This window comes from Burkholderia sp. 572, from assembly GCF_040545135.1.
Taxonomy (GTDB): domain Bacteria; phylum Pseudomonadota; class Gammaproteobacteria; order Burkholderiales; family Burkholderiaceae; genus Burkholderia; species Burkholderia cepacia.
Map to the genome: position 1 here is coordinate 313,489 of NZ_JBEPLH010000004.1, position 21,757 is coordinate 335,245.

General features: G+C 65.7%; 20 protein-coding genes. 7 read left to right on the top strand and 13 right to left on the bottom strand.

All coding sequences use genetic code 11. The annotated features are described in order from the left end of the window. Window positions 1-26 precede the first annotated feature (26 nt). Complete coding sequence (locus tag ABIC51_RS10135) at window positions 27-971, top strand: ABC transporter substrate-binding protein (protein WP_059700109.1); 945 nt, start codon at window positions 27-29, stop codon at window positions 969-971. A gap of 132 nt (window positions 972-1,103) precedes the next feature. Next, on the top strand, window positions 1,104-2,039 hold the full coding sequence (locus ABIC51_RS10140) for a carbohydrate kinase family protein (protein WP_354006468.1): 936 nt from the start codon (window positions 1,104-1,106) through the stop codon (window positions 2,037-2,039). A gap of 22 nt (window positions 2,040-2,061) precedes the next feature. On the opposite strand, the gene ABIC51_RS10145 is transcribed toward ABIC51_RS10140, so the two are convergent. The 3 genes from ABIC51_RS10145 to ABIC51_RS10155 all read right to left on the bottom strand — a co-directional run bounded on the left by ABIC51_RS10145 (window position 2,062) and on the right by ABIC51_RS10155 (window position 5,096). Then, entirely contained in the window at window positions 2,062-3,792 is a 1,731-nt protein-coding gene (locus ABIC51_RS10145; protein WP_354006469.1) for a SulP family inorganic anion transporter, read from the bottom strand. A 7-nt stretch (window positions 3,793-3,799) separates the two neighbouring features. After that, a complete protein-coding gene (locus tag ABIC51_RS10150) occupies window positions 3,800-4,426 on the bottom strand; it encodes a ParB-like protein (RefSeq protein WP_027787652.1) in 627 nt (208 codons plus the stop codon). Window positions 4,427-4,553: 127 nt separating this feature from the next. Then, window positions 4,554-5,096: a GNAT family N-acetyltransferase gene (locus ABIC51_RS10155; protein ID WP_175900058.1), complete on the bottom strand. Its 543-nt coding sequence runs from the start codon at window positions 5,094-5,096 to the stop codon at window positions 4,554-4,556. 281 nt (window positions 5,097-5,377) lie between these two features. Between ABIC51_RS10155 and ABIC51_RS10160 the strand changes: the two genes are divergently transcribed. From ABIC51_RS10160 to ABIC51_RS10175, 4 genes are all read left to right on the top strand, one after another. Next, a complete protein-coding gene (locus ABIC51_RS10160) occupies window positions 5,378-6,598 on the top strand; it encodes an MFS transporter (RefSeq protein ID WP_027787654.1) in 1,221 nt (406 codons plus the stop codon). Window positions 6,599-6,813: 215 nt separating this feature from the next. After that, window positions 6,814-7,635: a TetR/AcrR family transcriptional regulator gene (locus ABIC51_RS10165; protein ID WP_027787655.1), complete on the top strand. Its 822-nt coding sequence runs from the start codon at window positions 6,814-6,816 to the stop codon at window positions 7,633-7,635. A 156-nt stretch (window positions 7,636-7,791) separates the two neighbouring features. Further along, entirely contained in the window at window positions 7,792-9,546 is a 1,755-nt protein-coding gene (locus ABIC51_RS10170; protein WP_175900062.1) for an AMP-binding protein, read from the top strand. Between the two features lie 29 nt (window positions 9,547-9,575). Continuing rightward, window positions 9,576-10,493, top strand: coding sequence for a DUF1571 domain-containing protein (locus ABIC51_RS10175; protein WP_060172086.1), 918 nt, complete (start codon window positions 9,576-9,578; stop codon window positions 10,491-10,493). 27 nt (window positions 10,494-10,520) lie between these two features. Here ABIC51_RS10175 and ABIC51_RS10180 read toward each other — a convergent pair whose 3' ends face one another. Further along, window positions 10,521-10,805, bottom strand: coding sequence for a PXPV repeat protein (locus tag ABIC51_RS10180; protein ID WP_060084806.1), 285 nt, complete (start codon window positions 10,803-10,805; stop codon window positions 10,521-10,523). 295 nt (window positions 10,806-11,100) lie between these two features. Here ABIC51_RS10180 and hfq point away from each other — a divergent pair, with 295 nt between their 5' ends. Continuing rightward, complete coding sequence (gene hfq / locus ABIC51_RS10185) at window positions 11,101-11,685, top strand: RNA chaperone Hfq (RefSeq protein WP_027787659.1); 585 nt, start codon at window positions 11,101-11,103, stop codon at window positions 11,683-11,685. Window positions 11,686-11,762: 77 nt separating this feature from the next. On the opposite strand, the gene ABIC51_RS10190 is transcribed toward hfq, so the two are convergent. The 9 genes from ABIC51_RS10190 to ABIC51_RS10230 are packed head-to-tail and all read right to left on the bottom strand — an operon-like array spanning window position 11,763 to window position 21,734. Next, window positions 11,763-12,470: a DUF2968 domain-containing protein gene (locus ABIC51_RS10190; protein ID WP_027787660.1), complete on the bottom strand. Its 708-nt coding sequence runs from the start codon at window positions 12,468-12,470 to the stop codon at window positions 11,763-11,765. A 54-nt stretch (window positions 12,471-12,524) separates the two neighbouring features. Beyond that, window positions 12,525-13,916 (bottom strand): sigma 54-interacting transcriptional regulator, encoded by a 1,392-nt coding sequence (locus tag ABIC51_RS10195; protein ID WP_027787661.1) that lies wholly within the window; start codon window positions 13,914-13,916, stop codon window positions 12,525-12,527. Window positions 13,917-13,933: 17 nt separating this feature from the next. After that, complete coding sequence (locus tag ABIC51_RS10200) at window positions 13,934-15,808, bottom strand: TadG family pilus assembly protein (protein WP_060358183.1); 1,875 nt, start codon at window positions 15,806-15,808, stop codon at window positions 13,934-13,936. 11 nt (window positions 15,809-15,819) lie between these two features. Then, window positions 15,820-16,149 carry a DUF3613 domain-containing protein gene (locus ABIC51_RS10205; RefSeq protein ID WP_059484284.1) on the bottom strand — a complete coding sequence of 110 codons (330 nt, stop codon included), beginning with the start codon at window positions 16,147-16,149 and terminating at the stop codon, window positions 15,820-15,822. 22 nt (window positions 16,150-16,171) lie between these two features. Then, window positions 16,172-17,059, bottom strand: a complete 888-nt coding sequence (locus ABIC51_RS10210; protein WP_027787664.1) for a tetratricopeptide repeat protein — start codon at window positions 17,057-17,059, stop codon at window positions 16,172-16,174. A 23-nt stretch (window positions 17,060-17,082) separates the two neighbouring features. Continuing rightward, window positions 17,083-18,093 (bottom strand): type II secretion system F family protein, encoded by a 1,011-nt coding sequence (locus ABIC51_RS10215; protein WP_146254112.1) that lies wholly within the window; start codon window positions 18,091-18,093, stop codon window positions 17,083-17,085. Between the two features lie 4 nt (window positions 18,094-18,097). Then, a complete protein-coding gene (locus ABIC51_RS10220) occupies window positions 18,098-19,093 on the bottom strand; it encodes a type II secretion system F family protein (protein WP_027787666.1) in 996 nt (331 codons plus the stop codon). Continuing rightward, window positions 19,086-20,450: a TadA family conjugal transfer-associated ATPase gene (locus ABIC51_RS10225; protein ID WP_027787667.1), complete on the bottom strand. Its 1,365-nt coding sequence runs from the start codon at window positions 20,448-20,450 to the stop codon at window positions 19,086-19,088. Before ABIC51_RS10225 ends, ABIC51_RS10220 begins: the two co-directional genes overlap by 8 nt. A gap of 3 nt (window positions 20,451-20,453) precedes the next feature. Next, a complete protein-coding gene (locus tag ABIC51_RS10230) occupies window positions 20,454-21,734 on the bottom strand; it encodes a fimbrial protein (RefSeq protein WP_027787668.1) in 1,281 nt (426 codons plus the stop codon). Window positions 21,735-21,757: the final 23 nt, after the last annotated feature.

Consider the following 21,757-nt stretch of genomic DNA (forward strand, 5'->3'; position numbering starts at 1 on the left):
AACAAACCTTTCGGAGACACAACGACATGCTCAAGCACAAAGCCGCCCTGACCGCCGTCGCCTGCGCACTCGCCTTCGGCGCTTCCGCCGCACACGCGGCCGACAAGCCGCTCAAATCGATCGGCGTCACGGTCGGGTCGCTCGGCAATCCGTACTTCGTCACGATCGTCAAGGGTGCCGAAGCACGCGCCAAGCAGCTCAATCCGAATGCGAAGGTCACGGCCGTCTCGGCCGACTACGACCTGAACAAGCAGTTCACGCAGATCGACAACTTCATCTCCGCGCACGTCGACATGATCCTGCTCAACGCGACCGATCCGAAGGCGATCGAGCCGGCGGTGAAGAAGGCGCAGGCGGCCGGCATCACGGTCGTCGCGGTCGACGTCGCCGCGGCGGGCGCAAACGCGACCGTGCAGACCAACAACGTGAAGGCCGGCGAACTCGCGTGCGACTACATCGCGAAGAAACTCAACGGCAAGGGCAACGTGATCATCGAGAACGGCCCGCAGGTATCGGCCGTGATCGATCGCGTCAACGGCTGCAAGGCCGTGCTCGCGAAAAACGCCGGCATCAAGGTGCTGTCGAGCGACCAGGACGGCAAGGGTTCGCGCGAAGGCGGAATGAATGCGATGCAAGGCTACCTGACGCGCTTTCCGAAGCTCGACGCGGTGTTCACGATCAACGACCCGCAGGCGATCGGCAGCGACCTCGCCGCGAAGCAGCTGAACCGTCCGGGCATCGTGATCACGTCGGTCGACGGCGCACCCGACATCGAAGTCGCGCTCAAGTCCAACACGCTCGTGCAGGCGTCGTCGAGCCAGGATCCCTGGGCCATGGCGCAGCAGGCGGTCAACGTCGGCTACGGGATCATGAACGGCCAGAAGCCGGCCAATCCGATGATCCTGATCGAGCCGACGCTCATCACGCGCGACAACGTGAAGACCTACAAGGGCTGGAGCTCGCCGCGCTGATCGCGCCGCCTGTCCGCCCGCGCAACCGGGCGGTGCCGGGCCGTGTCGCCATGCGCGACGGCCCCGCACTGCCCGCCTTTTCGGATCAACCGCTGTACGGCCGTGCGCAACGCCACGGCACAAGGTTTCGACATGACGACGACGTTCCCCCGCCTGATCGTATTCGGCGAAGCGCTGACCGATTTCATCCGCGACGACGCGCAGCACTGGCACAGCATCGCCGGCGGCTCATGCTGGAACGTCGCGCGCGTCGGCGCGCGACTCGGCGTGCCGACGGCCTTCGCCGGCACGGTCAGCCGCGACATCTTCGGCGACGAACTGATGCGCAAGAGTGCCGACGCCGGGCTCGACCTGCGCTTCATCCGGCAGGTCGATCGTGCGCCGCTGCTCGCGATGGTCGTGTCGAAGCAGCCGCCCCACTATTTCTTCATCGGCGAGAACAGCGCCGATCTCGCGTTCGATCCGGCGGACCTGCCCGACGGTGCGCTCGATGCGGCCGAGATCGTGCACGTCGGCTCGCTCGGCGTCGTGCGCGAGCCGCTCGCGGCGCGCCTGATCGAAGTCGCGCAGGCCGCGCGAACGGCCGGCAAGCGAATCTCGTTCGACCCGAACTTCCGTGCGCCGATGGCCGCGCCGTCGTACCGCGACACGCTGCGCCGGCTTGCCGGGCTCGCCGACTGGATCAAGGTGTCCGACGAGGATTTGCGCGGGCTGTTTCCCGAACTCGATGAAGCCGCCGCGCTCGCGCAACTGCGCACGTGGGCGCCCGACGCAACGATGCTCGTCACGCGCGGCGCATCGGGCATGCAGCTCCTGCATCGCGACACCGCGCTGTTCCAGCCCGCGTTCCCGACCGAGGTGGCCGACACCGTCGGCTGCGGCGACGCGAGCATCGGCGGCTGGCTCGCAAGCCAGCTGGCGCGTCCCGATGCGTCAGCCGCCGAGCATCTGCGCTACGCGGCCGCGTGCGCGGCGGTCGCCTGTGCACATGCAGGCGCCTATGCGCCGACGGCGGCCGAAGTGACCGACATGATCGATCGCACTACCGACACTGCAGTTTCGCAATAGCACCTACCGGTGCACCGCACCGTCACGCGGCGGTCGGTCCGCCACTGCCGTCCGGCGGCGTCCCGGCCTGCAGCAGTTGCAGGCTCTCGTCGACGCTCAGTTCGGACATCGCATCGTCGTGAAGCGTATCGTCGGCCGCGCGGCGCAATGCATGCAGCGTGTGCACCTTGAGCCGCACGAGCGCGAGCCGCAACCCGCGCGCCGCGCATTCGGCCGCAAAGGTGCGCAACGATTCGATCGTCGTGCCGTCGACATCCGGCGTTTCCTCGAGGCTCAGCATCACGGTATGCGTGTCCGGCGCGGCCTTCATCAACGCACGCACACGGTTCAACATCCGGTCCGCATTCGCGAAGAACAGCTGCGCCTCGGGCCGCACGATCAGCACGCCCGGCACCGGCTTCGCGTCGGCGTGGCTCGCGACGTCGACGAAATCATGGCTGTCGCGCAGCCTGCCGAGCACGCTGACGTTCGGCTCGGACAACTTGCGCAGCGTCAGCAACAGGCTCACGCCGATGGCCGCGAGCAGCCCGTGCAGCACACCGAGCACGAGCACCGCGAGCAGCGCGGCGATCACGACGAGCCGGTCGCGACGCCAGTCCCAGTACGGCCGGAACACCGACGGATGCAGCGAGTGGCTGACCGCGAAGATCACGATCGCCGCGAGCACAGGCTCCGGCGTGCGCGCGAGCTGCGGCAGCAGCAGCCACACGATCAGCGCGACCACGGCCGCCGCCCACAGGCCCGCGAAGCGCGACTGCGCGCCGGCCGCTTCGTTCGCCGAGGTCGCCGAATAACCGGCGCCGACCGGCATCCCGTGCAGCAGACCGGACACGAGATTCGCACAGCCGAGCGCGACGAGGTCGCGGTTCGGCGACACGCTGTCGCCATGCTTCAGCGCGAAGTTGCGGATCGATCCGTACGACTCCGCATACAGGATCAGCATCAGCGCGAACGCAAGCTCGACGGTCTGCATCCATGCGTTACGGTCGAGGGTCGGCAGGCCGAACTCGATATGCCGGAAGTCGATGTGGCCGACGATCGCAATGCCGTATCGCCGCCAGTCGACCGCATAACCGGCCGCGATCGACAGCACGATCACGACGAGCGTCGCGGGCACCCGCGTGCTCCGTCCGAGTGCGAACAGCAACGCCAGCGCGGTCGCGCCGAGCACGACGCTCGCGAGATTCGCGTGCGGCGCACCGCTGATCAGGTCGAGCGCGACATGCGGCGCATCGCTGTGCTGCACGGAAATCGCGAGAATCTTCGGCAACTGCTTGATGACGATCGTCAGCGCGAGGCCGAACGTGAAGCCGCGCAGCACCGGCCGCGCGACGAAATCCGACATGCCGCCGAGCCGCGCGGCACCCGCCAGGATGAACAGCACGCCCGTCATCGCGACGAGCGCCGCCGCCAGCGCGAGCTGCGCGGCAAGCGCCATTCCCGACTCCGCGAGCACGGTCGCCGCGAGCACGGCAGCCGACGACGACGTCGACGACACGATCGCGAAACGGCTGCTGCCGGTGAGCGCATAGACGACGAGCCCCGACAGCAACGCGATGAGACCGGCCTGCGGCGGCAGGTTGGCCAGCCCCGCGTACGCGACCGCCTCGGGGATCAGCAAGCCCGCGATCGACAGGCCGGCCAGCGCGTCGAGGCCGATGCGCCGCGTCGGCGGCGGCGCGGCCGCGTCGAGCGCGGAGAAATGCTCGGCATGCTGCGGGCCGGCATCGGGGCGGATCGGGGCGGTCGTCATGAGGTGCTCAGGGCCTGACGGCGATGACGCCCGACCAGCCGGGCAGATAGCGTGCATCCTGCTCGTGTGCGCGATGCAGCGCGATATCGAGCGCCTTCGCGAAGTTCTTGCGGATCTGGTCGAGCGACACGTGCTGGCGCAGGTAGTCGGCCCACAGGAATTCGCTGAACGGCGTCGCGTCCTTCGCGTAGCCGCCGGCGGTGCGCAGCTCGCCGGCGAGGCTGCGGTACGGATCGTCCACGAGCCCCGTCAGCACCTTCGGCAGATTCGCGTAGTCGCGGCGCGTGCCGTCCGCGCCGAACGGATGCACCCACTGGTTGTGTTCCATCATCCGCCAGAAGATCGTGTCGTCGAGCCACGACAGGTCCTTCAGCAGCATCGCGTTCACGCGCGCCTCGCCTTCCTCGATCAGTGCGAGACCGAGATGATGATGATCGGTGATGTAGTGCAGCCCGCCCGGGCCGAGCACGGCCGGGAACCAGTGCGATTCGATCGCGGTCTTGCGCGCGCGCTTGCTGAGCCCCTTCCAGTGCTTGCGCTTCGCCTTGACTTCGCGATAGCCGACCGTCATCTGCGTGGGACGCAGTTCTTCCAGCTTGACGGGAATCAGGTGAACATCGGTGCCGAGTGCCATGGTCGTACCCCATGTTGCGAAATTCCGGCAACGATACTCCTGAACGCACGAGCCGTTAATACGTCATGACCTCGATACGCATCCGGTTGACGATCCACGACAACTGCCCGTGTACGCGCGCGCCGCGCTACACGCGCAGGTCGTTGCGTTCGAGACGATGTCGAATGTAGGGAATGCCATCGTGCACGACGCTCACCCGGCGCATCCCGAGCTTGCGCGCGACGTTCAACGAGCCGCCGTTGGCCTCCGCGATATCGGCGATCACGCGCGGCAGGCGCACGGTGTCGAAGGCGTGGCGCACGACGGCCGACGCGGCCTCGCTCGCGATGCCGCGCCCCCATGTTGCACGCACCAGCCGCCAGCCGATCTCGACGTCGCGCGCGCCATCCGCATAGTCCGGAATCAGCAGGATCCAGCCGATGAACGCATCGGGTGCGGCCTTCTCGAAGATCGACCAGTAGCCTAGGCCCGGCGGATAGTCGCGCGTGATCCGGTGCGTGACGAAGCGCCGGTGCTCGACGGGATCGTGCCACGGGCCCGCGATGTGCCGCGTGACCTCGGGATCGCGATCCATCGCGATGCAGGCATCGAGATCGCCCAGTACGCGCGGACGCAGCCACAGCCGCGCAGTTTCGAGCACGGGCAGCGTGGCGGCGGAAGGTTCAGTCATCTGGACTCCTGATTCGGTGACGATGCTCACCGGACGCATTACAAAACAGATACAAACAGCCTTCCGGAATGATACAGAGGCCTGCCGCCGGTTTCGCGCAGCGCCGTTGCCGAATCCGAAACAGTTCATTTCCTAGGGATTATTCCCGATTCGGCGTTATCGCGCCCCACATCGCCAAGCGCCGCGGCCTACACTCGATCCATGCCCCCGCACCGCGCGCAAGCCGGGCCGGCATCCGCATGCACATCGTAAGCGCGCAAGCCAACGAGGAGACTTCGGACATGAGCTGGACCCGCGAACAACGCAACGTGACGATCGCCGCCTACCTGGGCTGGACACTCGATGCGTTCGATTTCTTCCTGATGGTCTTCGTGCTGAAGGACATCGCCGCCGAATTCGGATCGACGATTCCCGCCGTCGCGTTCGCGCTCACGTTGACACTCGCGATGCGTCCGCTAGGCGCGCTGATCTTCGGCCGGCTCGCCGACCGCTTCGGCCGCCGCCCGACGCTGATGGTCAACATCGCGTGCTACTCGCTGCTCGAACTCGCATCGGGTTTCGCGCCGAGCCTGACCGCGCTGCTCGTGCTGCGCGCGCTGTTCGGCGTCGCGATGGGCGGCGAATGGGGTGTCGGCTCCGCGCTGACGATGGAAACCGTGCCGACCCATGCACGCGGCTTCGTGTCAGGGCTGCTGCAGGCCGGCTATCCGAGCGGCTACCTGCTCGCGTCCGTCGTGTTCGGCCTGTTCTACCAGTACATCGGCTGGCGCGGGATGTTCATGGTCGGCGTGCTGCCCGCGCTGCTCGTGCTGTACGTGCGCGCCCACGTGCCCGAATCGCCGGCGTGGAAGCAGATGGAGAAACGCCCGCGCCCGAGCCTCGGGGCCACGCTGCAGCAGAACTGGAAGCTCACGATCTACGCGATCGTGCTGATGACCGCGTTCAACTTCTTCTCGCACGGCACGCAGGATCTCTATCCGACGTTCCTGCGCGAACAGCATCATTTCGATCCGCATACCGTGTCGTGGATCACGATCGTGCTGAACATCGGCGCCATCGTCGGCGGCCTGTCGTTCGGCTCGATCTCGGAGCGGATCGGCCGGCGTCGTGCCATCTTCATCGCTGCGTTGATCGCCCTGCCCGTGCTGCCGCTGTGGGCGTTCTCGAGCGGCCCGGTCGCCCTCGCCGCGGGGGCGTTCCTGATGCAGATCTCGGTGCAGGGTGCGTGGGGCGTGATCCCGGTTCACCTGAACGAGATCTCGCCCGACGAGATCCGCGCGACCTTCCCCGGCGTCGTCTACCAGCTCGGCAACCTGCTCGCGTCGGGCAACGCGACGATGCAGGCCTCGCTCGCCGTTTCGCACAACAACAACTACAGCTTCGCGCTCGCGCTCGTGGCCGGCATCGTCGCCGTCGTGATCGCCGTGCTGATCCTGTTCAGCCGCGAGCGGCGCGGCATCGACATGACGCAATCGGTCAATACGCGTAGCACGGTCGCCTGATCCCGCGCATTGCCGCATTGCACCATCGCGCGTGCCCCGCCCTGTCGAAGGCACGCGCGATACTTTCCGCATTCGCACATCGAACTAGAGGAATTTGTCCAGATTCCCCGCTTGCCCGCTCCGCTCGCCCTTTTTTATCTTAATAAAAACGACTGTTTGAATCAGATAATCAAATCACCAGTTCGCGGCCGGGCGACCGGCATGGGAGGCGGGACATGGCAGTAAGTCAGGAGGGGCGGCCATCCGCGGGACGGCCGTCCGGGGCACGGTCATCCGGCACTCGGCAGACCGGCGGGACGAAGGCGCGCATCCTCGATGCGGCCGAGGACCTGTTCATCGAGCATGGCTTCGAGGCGATGTCGATGCGCCAGATCACCTCGCGCGCGGCGGTCAACCTCGCCGCGGTCAACTACCACTTCGGCAGCAAGGAAGCGCTGATCCACGCAATGCTGTCGCGCCGGCTCGACCAGCTCAACCAGGAACGCCTCGGTATCCTCGACCGCTTCGATGCGCAACTCGGCACGCACATCACCTGCGAGCACGTGCTCGGCGCGATGTTCATTCCCGCGCTGAAGGCATCGCGCAATCCCGAACGCGGTGGGCCCGGGTTCCTGCGGCTGATCGGCCGCGCGTACACCGATCCATCGCCGTTCGTGCGCAACTTCCTGACCGCGCACTACGCAAGCGTCGCGGGCCGCTTCTTCGACGCATTCCAGCGCGCGTTGCCGCACCTGCCGCGCACGGAGCTCGGCTGGCGGCTGCACTTCGCGATCGGTGCACTCTCCGGCGCGCTCGCCGGCGCCGAAACGGAAAGCCTGATCGACGAGTTCTCGCAAGGCCGCACGATGAACGACGTGCAGATGATCGCGCGGCTGTCGTCGCTGATCGTCGCCGCGCTGAAAGCGCCGATGCCCGACAGCGCGCAACTGTCGATCTTCGCGGCCGTGCTCGACGATGCAGGCGCAAGCGAGGCGTTCGGGCTGCCGTCGTCGGGCGCGGCCACCGCCGATACGGCGACCCTGCATTCCACGAACTGAGCGCGCGAGGCCGCGCGCGGCTTCCTGTTCACGATTTGATTGAAACGCGCGGTCATGCGGAGCGCCGAGGCGCCCCGTCGATCGACCGTGCGGCACGGGGCACGGGCCGGCGCTGAAGCGCCGGCCTTCGCCGAGAGCAAAGACCGGAGACATGTCATGTCATCTTCCGCAGCAACCGCAGCGGCCCAGGTTCCGCCGAACACCGACGGCATCTGGTACGCGTCATATCCGCCCGGCGTCCCGCACGACATCGACGTCACGCAATACGCATCGCTCGTGCAGTTCTTCGACGAATGCACGAGCCGCTTCGCCGAGCGCGTCGCCTATGTGAGCGCGGGCGCATCGATGACCTATCGCACGCTCGCGCAGAAAGTCGACGCGTTCGCATCGTATCTGCAAAGCCTCGGCGTCAAACCCGGCGACCGCGTCGCGATCATGCTGCCGAACACGTTCCAGTACCCGGTCGCGCTGTTCGGCACGCTGAAAGCCGGTGCGATCGTCGTCAACGTCAATCCGCTCTATACCGCGCGCGAACTCGCGCACCAGCTGAAGGACAGCGGCGCGCAGACGATCGTCGTGTTCGAGAATTTCGCGCGCACGCTGCAGGATGCGCTGCCGGAAACGCAGGTGAAGAACATCGTCGTCACCGCGCTCGGCGACCTCCTCGCCGACGGCTTCAATGCGAAAGGACGCCTGATCAATTTCGTGCTGAAGCACGTGAAGAAGCTCGTGCCGGCCTACCACCTGCCGCAGGCCATCCGGTTGCGCTCCGCCCTCGCGCTCGGTGAGCGAAGCAAGCCGCAACCCGTGCAGACGACGCGCGACGACCTCGCATTCCTGCAATACACGGGCGGCACGACGGGCGTCGCGAAAGGCGCGATGCTCACGCACGGCAACCTGATCGCGAACCTGCTGCAGGCGAAGGCCTGGATCGCCGACCAGGTATCGGGCGACGTCGAAACCGTGCTCACGCCGCTGCCGCTGTATCACATCTATTCGCTGACGGTGAACGCATTCATCTTCATGGGGCTCGGCGGGCGCAACATCCTGATCGCGAACCCGCGCGACATGACGATGGTGATGAAGATCATCCGCAACGAGACGTTCACCGGGATCACCGGCATCAACACGCTGTACAACGCATTCCTCGACAACGAGGAATTCCGCAAGCGCGATTTCTCGAAGCTGAAGCTCGCGATGGCGGGCGGGATGGCGATGCAACGCGCGGTCGCGGAACGCTTCCAGCAGGTGACGGGCCGGCCGGTCGTCGAAGGCTACGGCCTGACCGAATGCTCGCCGATCGTCACGATGAACCCCGTCAACCTGAACGACATGGCCGCGTTCAGCGGTTCGATCGGCCTGCCCGCGCCGTCCACCGTCGTGCGCTTTCGCCGTGAGGACGGCACCTGGGCGCCCGTCGGCGAGCCGGGCGAGCTGTGCGTGCGCGGCCCGCAGGTGATGCGCGGCTACTGGCAGCGCCCCGACGAGACGGCCAAGGTGATCGACGCCGACGGCTGGCTCGGTACCGGCGACATCGGCGTGATGGACGAACGCGGCTTCATCCGCCTGATCGACCGCAAGAAGGACATGATCCTCGTGTCGGGCTTCAACGTGTACCCGAACGAGATCGAGGAAGTGCTGGTGATGCATCCGGGCATCAGCGAAGCCGCGGCGATCGGCATTCCGGACGAGGTACAGGGTGAACGGATCAAGGTGTTCGTCGTGCGCCGCGACCCGTCGCTGACTGCCGACGATGTGCTCGCGCACTGCCGCAAGAACCTCACCGGCTACAAGATGCCGAAATTCGTCGAGTTCCGCGACGCGCTGCCGCAGACGAACGTCGGCAAGATCCTGCGCCGCGCGCTGCGCGACGAGGAACTCGCCAAAATCAAGGCCACGAAGCAAGGTTGAACGATCCGTCGCCCAGGGAGACGCCGTCGATGAACGAAGGAAAGAAGCACCACGCGCGGCATGCCGCCGCCGTGGCAGTCGCCTGCCTGCTGTCGCTCGGACAGGCGGGCCTGCATGCACAGGAAACGGCCGACGCCGCAAGCGCGGCCGCGGGCATCGCGCTGCCGGCGGACCTCGCGAAAGTCGCCCGCGAGCCGGTCGCGCAGCAGGCGCGCTGGCTGCGCACGGCCGCACAGCGCGGCACGCTCGCGCAACTCGACGACGCGACGCTCACGGCGCTCTTCAAGGCACTCGATCCGCTCGCCGTGCCGCTCTATATCCGTAACGGCCCCAACGGCTATCCGTCGTACCAGTTCACGATGGTGCGCCAGGAGCGCATCAGCGGAAAGTGGTCCGATACGCCCGACCGCATGCTCGTGAAGACCACCCGCGAGCCGCTGCGCGTCTATGCGAAATGGCTGCCGGGCGGTGCGCATGCCGGACAGGAGACCATCTACGACACGACGCAGCGCAAGGACGAGATGTACGGGCACCTCGGCGGCCTGCTCGGCAAGATTCCGCTGTGGACGGCGCTCGACGGCGCACTCGCACGCGCGCAGTCGAATCACCAGGTGAAGGATCTCGGTACCGAGTTCATCACGAACCTGTACCTGACCGAAGGGAAGAAATACGTGGAAGCCGGCGTGCAGCGGCCGACCGATGTGGAAGCCAGGACGATCGGCGGCGTGCGCGTGGTCGCGCTCACCTACGAAACACCGACCGGCCGGCCGCAGTTCTACGCGAAGAAGGAAGTCCTCGGGCTCGATCTGCACGCGCCCTATTTCCGGACCGTCGAGTCCTATGACAACGACGGCAAGATCTTCGAGCGGATCGTCATCGAGAAAATCGCGCCGGCGACGCTCGACGACACCGCATTCGACCCGAAAAACCCCGACTACGCGTTCTGATGCGCGCCGGCGGGGCTGGCCTCGGGCTCAATCGTCATCGTCGCCGCCATGGTGCCGGTGCCAATGCTTGTAATAGTGCTTGCGCCACTTGCGATAGCGATCGTCGTCCTCGTCGCCGTAGTAGCCGTATCCATAGCCCGGATAGGCGACCACGGCCGGCTGCGGCGCCACATAGACCGGCGCCGGCTCGACATAGACCGGCGCGACCGGTACGCCGATGCCGACCGACAGGTCGACATGCCCCGCCATCGCACTGCCGGAAGCCAGCAACGCCATGACCCCGACCCACCCTGCCCATCGTCTCTTGTCCATGTTCTCAATCCCTGATATACCGGCCCGCCCGGCTCGCGCAGCCAATGTACGCGTCGGGCGGGAACCAAGGTGATACGGCGCTGCGAGAGTCGTAACGCGGCGTAACGAAATGACATTGACCGTTCGGCCGAATCGCGAAAATACGCTGGAACGTCTATAGTGGGTTACGGTTCGACACAATCACGACTGCGCGTTTCCCGATTGAACAGGGTAGAATCCCGCCAAACACCTTGTGGACGCACACGCCACACACACGCACAACATATTCTCTGACGCAGGCTCCTGCCGCACCTCAATGGCCAATCCCGCAGAATCCCATCCGCAAAACGACTTCATCAATTCGGCGCGCAAGGAACGTAAGCGTGTTGAAATCTATCTCGTCAACGGCATTCGTCTGACGGGGTGTATCGAGTCGTTCGACCAGTACCTGGTGATGCTGCGCACCCCCGTGGGTCTGCAAGGCATCTACAAGCGCGCGATTTCCACGATCCAGCTCGACACGGGCGGCTCGCGCCCGGGCGGCAGCGGCGGCCCCCGCGGGCCGCGCACCGGCGGGCGCCCGGGCGGCCGTGAAGGCGGCGGTCACAGCCCGTACGGCTCGCACGGCGGCCCGCGTGAATCGCGCGGCGACGGCGGCGGCTACGGCTCCCGCGAACCGCGTGAAGGCTATGGCTCGCGCGAACCGCGCGAGGGTTACGGCTCGCGTGAGCCGCGTGAGGGCTACGGCGCCCCGCGCGAACCCCGTGAACCGCGCGAAAGCTACGGCGCACCGCGCGATGCCGGCGACGCATCCGGCAACGCTTCGCCGTCGGATTCCCGCGGCGGCAACGGTCCGGTGATCGTGACGCGCCGCCGGCGAATCGTGCCGGACGGCCAGTAAAACAAAAGGGCAAGCCAACCGGCTTGCCCTTTTTACTTGTGCGGCCGGCGCGGCATGTCGCCGCACCGCTGCCGGGTTCAGCGTGCCGTCGTCGGCAAACCGGCGTCGGCCTCCCGCTGCAACGAACGCACCTGCTGCTGCAACGCCCGCAGTTGCGACTGAAGCTCGGCCTGCTGCGCCTGCAATGCGGCCGTCTCGTTACGTACGCTCTTCTGACGATCCGCGACTGCCGCCTGCTGCTGGCGTGCGATCGAGATATCCGCCTGCAGACGCCGCGCGCGATCCTGCGTGACCTCGATCTGCTTGTCCATCTGCGCCTTCTGCGATTCCAGCTTCGCTGCCCGCAGTTCGTTTACGGCCAGCCGCTCCGCCTGGTGCGAGAAATCGCGGTAGATCGCTTCCGCACGCGATTCGTCGTAAGTCTTGATCACGCGCCAGAACGCCTTCTGCTGGAACAGCGCGACGAAATACGCACCGTCCTTTACGTTGAACAGCAGGCTCGCACCGTAGCTGCCGTTGTAGCTCGTGCGCATTTCCGTCAGCGAGTGCGCCTGGATCTGGCGCTGCAGGTCGTCGACCGTGCTCGGCCCCGTCGACTCACCTGCCTGCGGCTGCACCGACGTCTGGACCTGCGGATCGACCACCGGAATCGCGGCCACCGGCGCCGACGCCTGCTGTACTGCCGGCGACCCGCTGTCCGCCAGGCTCTGCGCATACGCGCCCTGCATGCCTCCCACCACGGCGAGCAACACGCACGCCTTTCCCAACCCCGTCATATGGCTCATGAAGTTCTATTCCCGCCCGTGTCGTTGTAATTCAGCGCGATTTTATCTCATTAATTACTCACTTTCGCGGGTCTCGGGCTCCTCGTCAAAGATCTGATATTTGCGCATTTTTTCCCACAATACCTTGCGGCTGATACCGAGCTGCTGCGCCGTATCCTGACGCCGCCAGCCGTTGGCGTCGAGCGCCGCAATCACGCGGTTGCGCTCGTTCATGTCCCACTTGCTGCGATCGACGAAGACCTCGGCCGCGCTCTCCGCCGGTACCGGCTGCGCCGAACTGCGCGCATGCGCGATCAACCGCTGCAACCGCGCGGCATCCCACCCGCCCGTCTGCCGCACCGTCACACCGACGCGCTCGGCGAGGTTGCGCAGTTCGCGCACGTTGCCGGGGAAATAGCTGTCCGCGACAGAGTCCGTCAGCCAGTACGGCAGATCGGACAACTGCGCGAGCCGTGCCTCGCCGACGACCTGTGCGACGAACGACTTGAACAGCGCGATCTTGTCGACGGCGCCGCGCTCTTCCAGCGACGGAATGCTCAGCTCGATCACCGCGAGCCGGTAGTAGAGATCGGCGCGGAACAGGCCATCCTTCACGAGTTGCGGCAGCTTCTTGTTGCTCGCCGCGACCAGGCGGAAATCGACCTTGACCGGCGACGTTGCGCCGACGCGCAGCACCGCGCCGTCCTCGAGCACGCGCAGCAGCTTGACCTGCTGGTACAGCGGCAGATCGCCGACTTCGTCGAGGAACAGCGTGCCGCCGGCCGCCTGTTCGAAATAGCCTTTATGCGCAACAACCGCGCCCGTGAACGATCCTTTCGCGTGACCGAAGAACAGCGATTCGAACAGGCCGTCGGGAATCGCACCGCAGTTCACCGGCACGAATTCGCCGTGCCGGTAGCGCGAATGCTTTTCGTGCAGCAGTTGCGCGATGCGCTCCTTGCCGACGCCGGTTTCTCCGTGCAGCAGCACGTTGGTGTCGCAGTCGGCGAATGTATCGACTTCGTGCAGCAGTGCCTGCATCGATTCCGAGTGCGCGACGAGCTCGGTCGGATGCGACGTTTCGGCCGTATGCGCCCGCAGCTGCGTGACGAGCTTGCCGATCATGCCGCGCAGCTCGGCGCACGTGAAATCGAGCGGCAGGATGTGCGAATACTCGGGCGGATACTGCGAAGCGTCGTGATCGCGCGCCGCGCCGACCCAGACGACCGGCATGCCGATATTGGCCTGCCAGTCGCGCAGGAACGCTGCGCCGATTTCGATCATCGTCACGCTGATGATCGCCAGTGACGGCCGCAATGCGGCGCGCTCGGGCGAGATCTCCGCGTTGTCGGCGCGGATCACTTCGACGTCGAAGCTCGCCATGCACCGGGCGACGCGGTCGACAATGTCCGCCTTGCCTTCCCAGACGTACAGGTCGAGCTCTTCGATTGCGGGCGTGGTTCTCATCGGATGGTCTTGCTTCTCTAATTGCTGACTGTTTGCGCGACGCCGCAGGTCAGCGACATCTGATGCACCGTGGCGGCGCCAAGCTGGACGCCGAGCAGGTCCAGCAGCGGATCGATGATACCGTCGAGCGCGGTCAACAGCGGGCTCAGAACGGTGGTCAGGACCGACAACAGCGACGAAATGAAATCCGGCGTGATCGTGACCGAGATGAGCCCGAACAGCAGACTCACGGTCGGCGTGATCTGCGCGTTTTTCAGGCCCGCCAGCGCATTGTTCACCGCCGAACCCAGCGCATTCGTGTTGGTCGTCCAGTAGTACGACGGATCGCTGCCACCGCGTCCGTAGAACGTATTGGTTGCCGGATTACCGGCCAGATCCACCGACACGTTGGAAACGGTCGCGGACACCTCGACTGCACCAGCCAAAACCAGGACGTCAAGCACCTTGGCTGGCGACGTGCAGCTATAGTTTGCCGGCAGGTTCAGCAGATTGCCGGACGTGAGCGGCGGCTGGCCGATGCAGAGATTGGCAACGCTCGGTTGCGCGGAAATCGTCGCGGAATTCGGGGACGTCAGGCAGTTGGTCGACAACAACGTCGCGCTTCCGGCGCCCAGCTGCACGTAGAGCGGCAGATAGACGTTCGCGGAAACCACGACCGGCAGCGGGTTCACGCCCAGGTTGACGACGAGATACAGGCCGACCTGCGCATTCGTCGCGACCGTCCGCCACGCGCCGTTTTTATCCTTCCCGCCTTCGCCGACCGCGATGGTCGGTGGGCTGATGACCTGCGCCTGCAGTTGGACGATTGATACCGAGCTGCCGTTCGGCAACGTCAGCGGCACATTGGCGCCGATCACCACGCCGGGCTTGCCGGCCTGTGAGATCTGGGCCATCGCCATCACGAGATCGAGCACGTTAACGGTCGCGTCTGCCGCCGCCTGCGTGTTCGCGAGCCCCAGCGTCAACAGCGACGTGGCGCCCTGTCCGGTCAGGCTCGCGACCTTGATCGCCGTGTTGCTGAGCAGGTTCAGGCCGAGCAGGTTGGTCAGTGCACCGGTTGCGCTTGTCTGCAGCGTCGTACCCAGCGTGGTCGACTTGTTGACGGCCGCCACCATCGCGTTGAGCAAGGTGCCGACCGACGCGTTGGCATTGACGAGCCCGCCGATCGTCCCGTTGCCGACCGACAGCGACTGCAGCGCGACGGCGATGTCGCCGAGCTTGACGTTCGCACAGGCGAGCCCCTGGTACGACACGAGATTGAGGTTCAGCGGCGTGCCGCTCTGCCCCTGCAGCAACGAGCCCAGCAACGCGTTCACCAGGCCGGGGTTCCCGCTTGGCACGCCCGAGCAGCCGACGCCGCCCACCGCGGCCAGCGTCGCGCCGATAGAAAAGGTATCGATGTTGGTCGCCTTCGCGGTCGACGTTGCAGTCACCGTACGTGTCGGCCCGAAGAAGAAATACGGCAGCGTCTTGGAGACCGTCACGCGCACCGCGTTCAACTGCGTCGCGAGCGGCACCGTCGATTTCGACGAATAGAAGGAACTCGCCGTTCCGGTCGCCGACGGTGCCCAGTAACCGCATTCGGCCGACAGCGACGTGGTGCCGCTGCCGTCAATCGTGAAGCCGTTTGTCGACGCGTTGCTCGTGGCCGCGGAGGTCACGTTCGCACATGTATCGTCGAGCTTCTGAACCGCAGCGAGTGCAGCAAGATCGGCCACGCGCTGCATGTCACGGCGCGTGAAAAAGACGTTGCCGATGTCGATCGAACCGAGAATCACCATCGACAGCAGTATCCACACGGCCGCCGTGACGACGACCGAACCCCGCTGCCGCCGCGGCGACGCGCGACCTGGTCCGGCCATCCGACTCGATGCATGTCGAGCAGTGCTCATCGCTGCTCCGCTCAATACGATTGCGATGAACTCTGTCCGCCGGACGATCCGTTGCCGTTCGTATTGACCGGCGACCCCATCGATTCCGGAATCTTGTGCTTGAACGATTCGAGATAGCGTTGATAGGAAAGCGATGCGGCATCGCCCAGTACCGGCAAGGCCGGGCCGGCCGCGCGCCCGTCACGCTGGAATGCAAGCAGCGCGTTGGTTGCATGACCGATTTCCGACGCGTCGGGCGCCGGCTGATCGCTATACGCCGCGGTTGCGGCCCCCATGAGCACGAGAAGCGCGACACCTTGGCACACGCGTGCCACGCGACCTGGATTCTTGTTGTTCGTCATGTCAGTTCCCCCTATGCCCTTTTCATTGTGCAAACCGCTGCAGCAAAGGCGCAGTCGGATCGAATCCCTGGATGTTCGCAACCGGCGACGGACGCTTCGCGACATTCGAGCCCGACACGTCGACCACGCTTCCCGAACCGGTCGGCGTCAAAACGGAAGCCGAAGCCGGTGACTGGGACGCACGACGCCAGGTACGTGCCGCCGTGGCGATCTTCGTCGCGTCGTTGCGGATATCGTTGCGAACGTCCATCGACAGCTTCTGCTGCGCCATCAGCTTCTGCGCATCGTGGGTTCGGCCCGAGGCGAGCAGGTACAGCACCAGGTTGCTGATGATCTTCGGATTGCTCTGGTCGAGCTCGGCCGCCTTCATCAGCGGAATGCGCGCCCCCTCGATATCGCCGCAACGCAGCTTCGCGTAAGCGAGATCCGAAAGCGTCGATGCATCGGTCGGCGCCAGCACGGTTGCCTGCGACAACGCCTGCGCGGCGCGCGGAAAATCGCCCGCGCCGCCGGCAATCAGCCCGAGCCCGCGATAGCCGCGCGCGGCGAGCGTTGTGTTGAGCAACTGCGTATAGACCGCAGTGCTCGCGGCAGGCTGGTCCGTCATGCGCAATGCATCGGCGCGCAGCAGGATCGTTTGCGGCGACGCACCGTACTGTTTCTCGTATGCGTCGATATGCGCCAGCGACGCGTAATACAGCCCTTGAGCCTGCATCCGCTCGATCAGGCCGAGATACATGCCCGGCGTATCCGGCGCCGCCTGCTTCTGCGCCGCCGCGTCCATCAGCGCCGCGCGTTCCGCCTGCGGGCCGACGCCGTACCCGCTTTCCTTGAATGCCGAGCACGCGCCGAGCAAGCCCACCATTGCCAACACGCCCACCACTTTCACAATTTCATCGATGCGTCTCATCTTGCTTCCTTTGCATCCCGGCATCAGGGCTGCGCCTGGCTCAGCGCGCGCAACACGGAGATCATTCCCGGTCCGGCCGTCACGATCAGCAGTGCCGGCAGCAACGTCAGGATCATCACGCCCGTCATCTTTACCGTCAGCTTGCCGATCCGTTCGCGCAGCATCGCACGGCGCGCCTCGCGCAACCGGTCGCCGAACTGCTTGAGCGGCTCCTGTACCGCGCCGCCGTGCTTGTCGACCTGGATCAGCAGCCGCACGATCGCACGCAGATCCTCGTTCTCGAAACCGGACGACAGCCGCTGCAGCGATTGCTCGCGCGTCCGGCCGGCAGCGAACTGCCGCTGGGCGATTTCCATTTCCAGCGACAGCACGGGCATCATCCCCTTGAAGTCGTTCGTCAGGACCTGGATGCTCTGGTCAAGCGACAATCCGACGCCTTGCAGCAAGCGAAGCATGTCGACCAGCAGCGGCAGTTCGTCGATCACCGCCTGCCGGCGCTTTGCAGCACGACGTCGCAGGTACAGCTTCGGCAACATGAAGCCGGTGACGAGCGCAATGCCCCCACCCGCCCGCCATTGCGCGCCGGTCAGTTGAGAGCCCATCAGCATGAGGAAAAGCAACGGCACGACAATCGCACAGGCGAGTCGCGCGCTCAGGAACAGTCCGCGGGTGCGCGTGTCGGCGTAGCCGCACTGCTCCAGCAGCAGCCGATCTTCGTCGGCGACAAGATACCGGCCCAGGCGGGTATCGAGCAGGCGCGCCCCGACCATCGACAGACGGTCCAGCCATTGCACAAGATACGATCGCCTGTCACCCGCATTCCGTCCTAACGGATTCTGCCGGGATTCATCGGACTCCTGTGCAGCGCGCGTACCCGCTGCCTCCAACGTCGCTGAGCGCCGCTCGAGCGCGCTGGCCAGCGTGCGATCGCTGCGCGTCTGCGCACTTGCGCGGCGTACTGCAAGCAGCGCCAGCAGCACGACGCCGAGTGCGCCGAGTGTCAGTGCGAGCGAACCGAGTTGATTGGCTGTCATGCCGTCACCTGAGCTTGGCCATGTGGTACAACCAGATCCCGCCCGCGAACTGCAGCATGAAGGCGATGAACAACAGCTGACGTCCCGTGTAATCGTTCCACATCGACTGGAGATAGAGCGGATTCGTCGCGATCACAAAGCTGCCGATCGCGATCGGCAACATGACCAGCACCCATGCGGACAGTCGCGTTTCCGACGACATCGCAGCCAGTTCCCGTTCGGCCTGCTCGAGATCGCGCATGAACGTCGACATCCGATCGAGCATGACGTCGGCGCGGCCGCCGTACCGGACCGAGAGCCGCAGCACCGAACCGACCAGTTCGAATTCCTTGGTTTGATAGACGCTCGCGATGTGTCCCATCGCGCGATCGATCTCGACACCCGTGCGCAACATCCGCGATACGTGGTCCAGACAACCGCGCAACGGCGCCTCCGTCGTCAGCAGTGCCGCCTGGAACGCCGCCGGCACGCTGTTGCCGAGCGTGACGAGACGCACGATGCCGTCGAGAAACGACGGCAACTGGCGAACGATCGTCAGGCGACGCCGCTGAATGCGGGACACGAGCCAGAACACGAGCAGCGACGCGCCGCACACGAGCGCGGCGACGCAAGCCAGCCAGCCGCCCCGATTACCGGCGACGAGCCCGAGCGCGACCAACCCCAGCAGCGCGAGAAGCGCCTTGCCGCGCGCATCCTCGATGCCTGCACGGCTCGCCACGTTGACGAGGTATTCCGTACCGATCTCACGCCACTGCGCCCAGCGCGAAGCCGGCGCAGCGGACTGCGCGCGGGCCGCACCGGGCACAGACGCGACATTCTGGACCGGTCTCGCGTCAGGCTGAAGCGCACCCGCCGCTCGCGCGGCCGGCTCGATGCGGCTGTCGATGAAGCGCTGCACGTCGGCGCGGCCGCGTTTCACCTCGCCATGCCGCCACAGCATCAACGCGGCGGCAACGCAAAGGAGTGCCATTGCAAGCGCGCCAGCCATCAGGCTATACATTGAAACCCCCGCCCCCGCGGCCGAATCCGCCACCGAATCCGCCGCCACCGCTACCGCCAAAGCCCGCGGCCTGCAACGACTGACGGAAACGCGCGAGCTTCGGCGAATGCGGATGAATGCCGAGCGACTCCCAGTTGTCGACCTCTTCGCCCTCGGGTGTCACGCGCGCTTCGTAGCGATAGAGTTCCTGCGTCGCGATGATGTTGTCCGACAGGCCGGTCACTTCGGTAATCGAAAGAATCCGGCGTCGACCGTTCGACAGACGGCCGATCTGCACGATGAAGTCGATGGCATTCGCAATCTGCCGACGCAGGCTCGATTCCGTTCCCTGGAAACCTGCGAAACCGGCCAGCATCTCAAGACGATACAGACACTCGCGCGGCGAACTCGCGTGGACGGTGCCCATCGATCCGTCGTGCCCCGTATTCATCGCCTGCAGCATCTCGAGCACCTCGCCGCCGCGTACTTCGCCGACGATGATGCGATCCGGCCGCATCCGCAGCGTATTGCGCAGCAGGTCGCGGATCGTCACGACGCCGTTACCGTCGAAACCGCCCGGGCGGCTTTCGAGACGCACGACATGAGGGTGATTCAGCGACAGTTCTGCCGTGTCCTCGATCGTCACGACCCGCTCGTGCTCGGGAATGTAGAACGCCAGCGCGTTGAGCAGCGACGTCTTGCCGGAACTCGTGCCACCCGACACGAGGATGTTGCAGCGCGCCTCGACCGCCGCTTCCAGCAACGTACCGATCTCCGTATTGAACGTGCCGTTGGCGAGCAGGTCGGCAGGTTTCAGCGGGTCCTTGCGGAATTTCCGGATCGATACGACCGGCCCGTCGATCGACAGCGGCTCGATCACGACGTTGACGCGTCCGCCGTCCGGCAGCCGCGCGTCGACCATCGGGTTCGATTCGTCGAGACGTCGGCCGATCGGCGCGAGGATGCGGCGCACGATCCGCAGCAGGTGCGCGTTGTCGGTGAAACGGATCGGCAGCTTCGCCAGGATGCCGTGGCGCGACACGTAGATGTCGTTGTAGCCGTTGATCAGGATGTCCTCGACGTGCGGATCGGCGAGCAGATCCTCGATCGGACCGAACCCGGCGAGCTCTTTCGTCAGCGCCTCCGCGATCGCCCTGACCTCGGTCTCGTTCAGCGGAATGCGCCGTAGACGCACGAAGCTGTCGATTTCCAGATCGACGAACTGGTTGATCGCCTGGCGCGACCAGCGGCCGAATTCGGCGCCGAGTTCCTCGATGCGCGTCAACAGATGCTCGTGCGCGGCATTCTTGATGTCGTGAAACTGCTGCGACTGGGAGAACGGCGCTGCGCCGTCGGCAAATTGGATGTCGTGTGCCATCGCTTACGATCGCCTGGACGAAGGTTGAATGAAACGCTTGAGGGCGGACAGGCCCAATGCACCGCGCTGGCCGGCGGAGATCGGGCCGGCCAGTCGATCTGCGAGCGGCTCGAGGGCACGCACATACGGATCGCGTTCGGCCGTTTCGACGATCAGCCGCCCCTGATTGGCCGCCTGGCCGATGGCCACGCGACGCGCCGGCAGCGTCGCCAGCAGCGAAATGCCGAGCCGCTCTGCGATCTGGGCCGGTGTCAGGCTCAGCGTCGCGTCGTACTGGTTGACGACGAGACGAATCTTGCCGATGTCGACGCCCGCATCGCGCAGCCCTTCCAGCAGGTCCACCGCAGAGACGATCGATGCGACGCCCTGGTCGCACACGAGCCACGCTTCGTCAGCCACGGCAGTGATCTGCGCAACGAATTCATGATTCGTGAATCCGCCGAGATCGACGATCTGCTGGTCGAAGAACGCACGCAACCGGTTCAACAGGCCGACGCAAGCCGCATACGACACGTCGCGCAGGTCGGCGAGATTGGGCGGCAAGGTGGTCAGCGCGACGCCGCTCGCGTGACGCGTCAGCGCCGTGTTGACGAAGGTCCGGTCGATGCGCCGCAGGTTGCGCACGGCTTCGACGAAATGGAATTCGCAGCGCGTGTTGAGGAACAGCGCACTGTCTCCCGCGGGAAGCCCGAGGTCGACCAGCGCCGTCTGCCGCGCGTGAGGCGCGGCGACTCCGAACGCAGGCGTGCCCGCTTCCGGGGTGCCCGAACCCGTACGCTTGTGCAGCCACACCGACAGATTCGCGGCGAGCGTGCTGACGCCCATCCCCGCGCGAGCGCCGAGCAACGCGACGAGTTTGCCGTGCCGGTTGGCCGGTTCGGTACCGGTATGCTCGAGCAACCCGCGGGTGATCCGCAAAGCGTCCTCGGCACTACCGGACACGTCGATGAAATCGCGTACGCCGGCCCGCAGTGCCGCAAGCGCGCTTTCCGGCTCCGAAAGCGTGCCGAGCGCGACGACCGGCAGGCCCGGATGGGCAAGCCGCACGGCGGCCGCAGCAGCGCTCGCCGCGCCCTGCGCACGAGAAAAATCGATGAAGACGATCGCAGGATTGAGCCCCGTGATGCGCTGGCTCAGCGCACCTGGGTCAAGCGACAACGCTTCCACCGTGCCGGCCGACACCAGTGTCTCGCCCAGCCAGCGGGCATGTTCATCCTGCTGCGATGCGCACACGAAATAATCGGTCACGGCAGGCTCAGCCAACGATAGGGTTCTCGCGTTCATGTTGAACACCCCCGGTTACATTT

Excerpts from the sequence above, each read along its gene's own strand:
- ABIC51_RS10135 (WP_059700109.1), top strand. The coding sequence starts at position 27 with ATGCTCAAGCACAAAGCCGCCCTGACCGCCGTCGCCTGCGCACTCGCC.
- ABIC51_RS10140 (WP_354006468.1), top strand. The coding sequence starts at position 1,104 with ATGACGACGACGTTCCCCCGCCTGATCGTATTCGGCGAAGCGCTGACC.
- ABIC51_RS10145 (WP_354006469.1), bottom strand. The coding sequence starts at position 3,792 with ATGACGACCGCCCCGATCCGCCCCGATGCCGGCCCGCAGCATGCCGAG.
- ABIC51_RS10150 (WP_027787652.1), bottom strand. The coding sequence starts at position 4,426 with ATGGCACTCGGCACCGATGTTCACCTGATTCCCGTCAAGCTGGAAGAA.
- ABIC51_RS10155 (WP_175900058.1), bottom strand. The coding sequence starts at position 5,096 with ATGACTGAACCTTCCGCCGCCACGCTGCCCGTGCTCGAAACTGCGCGG.
- ABIC51_RS10160 (WP_027787654.1), top strand. The coding sequence starts at position 5,378 with ATGAGCTGGACCCGCGAACAACGCAACGTGACGATCGCCGCCTACCTG.
- ABIC51_RS10165 (WP_027787655.1), top strand. The coding sequence starts at position 6,814 with ATGGCAGTAAGTCAGGAGGGGCGGCCATCCGCGGGACGGCCGTCCGGG.
- ABIC51_RS10170 (WP_175900062.1), top strand. The coding sequence starts at position 7,792 with ATGTCATCTTCCGCAGCAACCGCAGCGGCCCAGGTTCCGCCGAACACC.
- ABIC51_RS10175 (WP_060172086.1), top strand. The coding sequence starts at position 9,576 with ATGAACGAAGGAAAGAAGCACCACGCGCGGCATGCCGCCGCCGTGGCA.
- ABIC51_RS10180 (WP_060084806.1), bottom strand. The coding sequence starts at position 10,805 with ATGGACAAGAGACGATGGGCAGGGTGGGTCGGGGTCATGGCGTTGCTG.
- hfq (WP_027787659.1), top strand. The coding sequence starts at position 11,101 with ATGGCCAATCCCGCAGAATCCCATCCGCAAAACGACTTCATCAATTCG.
- ABIC51_RS10190 (WP_027787660.1), bottom strand. The coding sequence starts at position 12,470 with ATGAGCCATATGACGGGGTTGGGAAAGGCGTGCGTGTTGCTCGCCGTG.
- ABIC51_RS10195 (WP_027787661.1), bottom strand. The coding sequence starts at position 13,916 with ATGAGAACCACGCCCGCAATCGAAGAGCTCGACCTGTACGTCTGGGAA.
- ABIC51_RS10200 (WP_060358183.1), bottom strand. The coding sequence starts at position 15,808 with ATGAGCACTGCTCGACATGCATCGAGTCGGATGGCCGGACCAGGTCGC.
- ABIC51_RS10205 (WP_059484284.1), bottom strand. The coding sequence starts at position 16,149 with ATGACGAACAACAAGAATCCAGGTCGCGTGGCACGCGTGTGCCAAGGT.
- ABIC51_RS10210 (WP_027787664.1), bottom strand. The coding sequence starts at position 17,059 with ATGAGACGCATCGATGAAATTGTGAAAGTGGTGGGCGTGTTGGCAATG.
- ABIC51_RS10215 (WP_146254112.1), bottom strand. The coding sequence starts at position 18,093 with ATGACAGCCAATCAACTCGGTTCGCTCGCACTGACACTCGGCGCACTC.
- ABIC51_RS10220 (WP_027787666.1), bottom strand. The coding sequence starts at position 19,093 with ATGTATAGCCTGATGGCTGGCGCGCTTGCAATGGCACTCCTTTGCGTT.
- ABIC51_RS10225 (WP_027787667.1), bottom strand. The coding sequence starts at position 20,450 with ATGGCACACGACATCCAATTTGCCGACGGCGCAGCGCCGTTCTCCCAG.
- ABIC51_RS10230 (WP_027787668.1), bottom strand. The coding sequence starts at position 21,734 with ATGAACGCGAGAACCCTATCGTTGGCTGAGCCTGCCGTGACCGATTAT.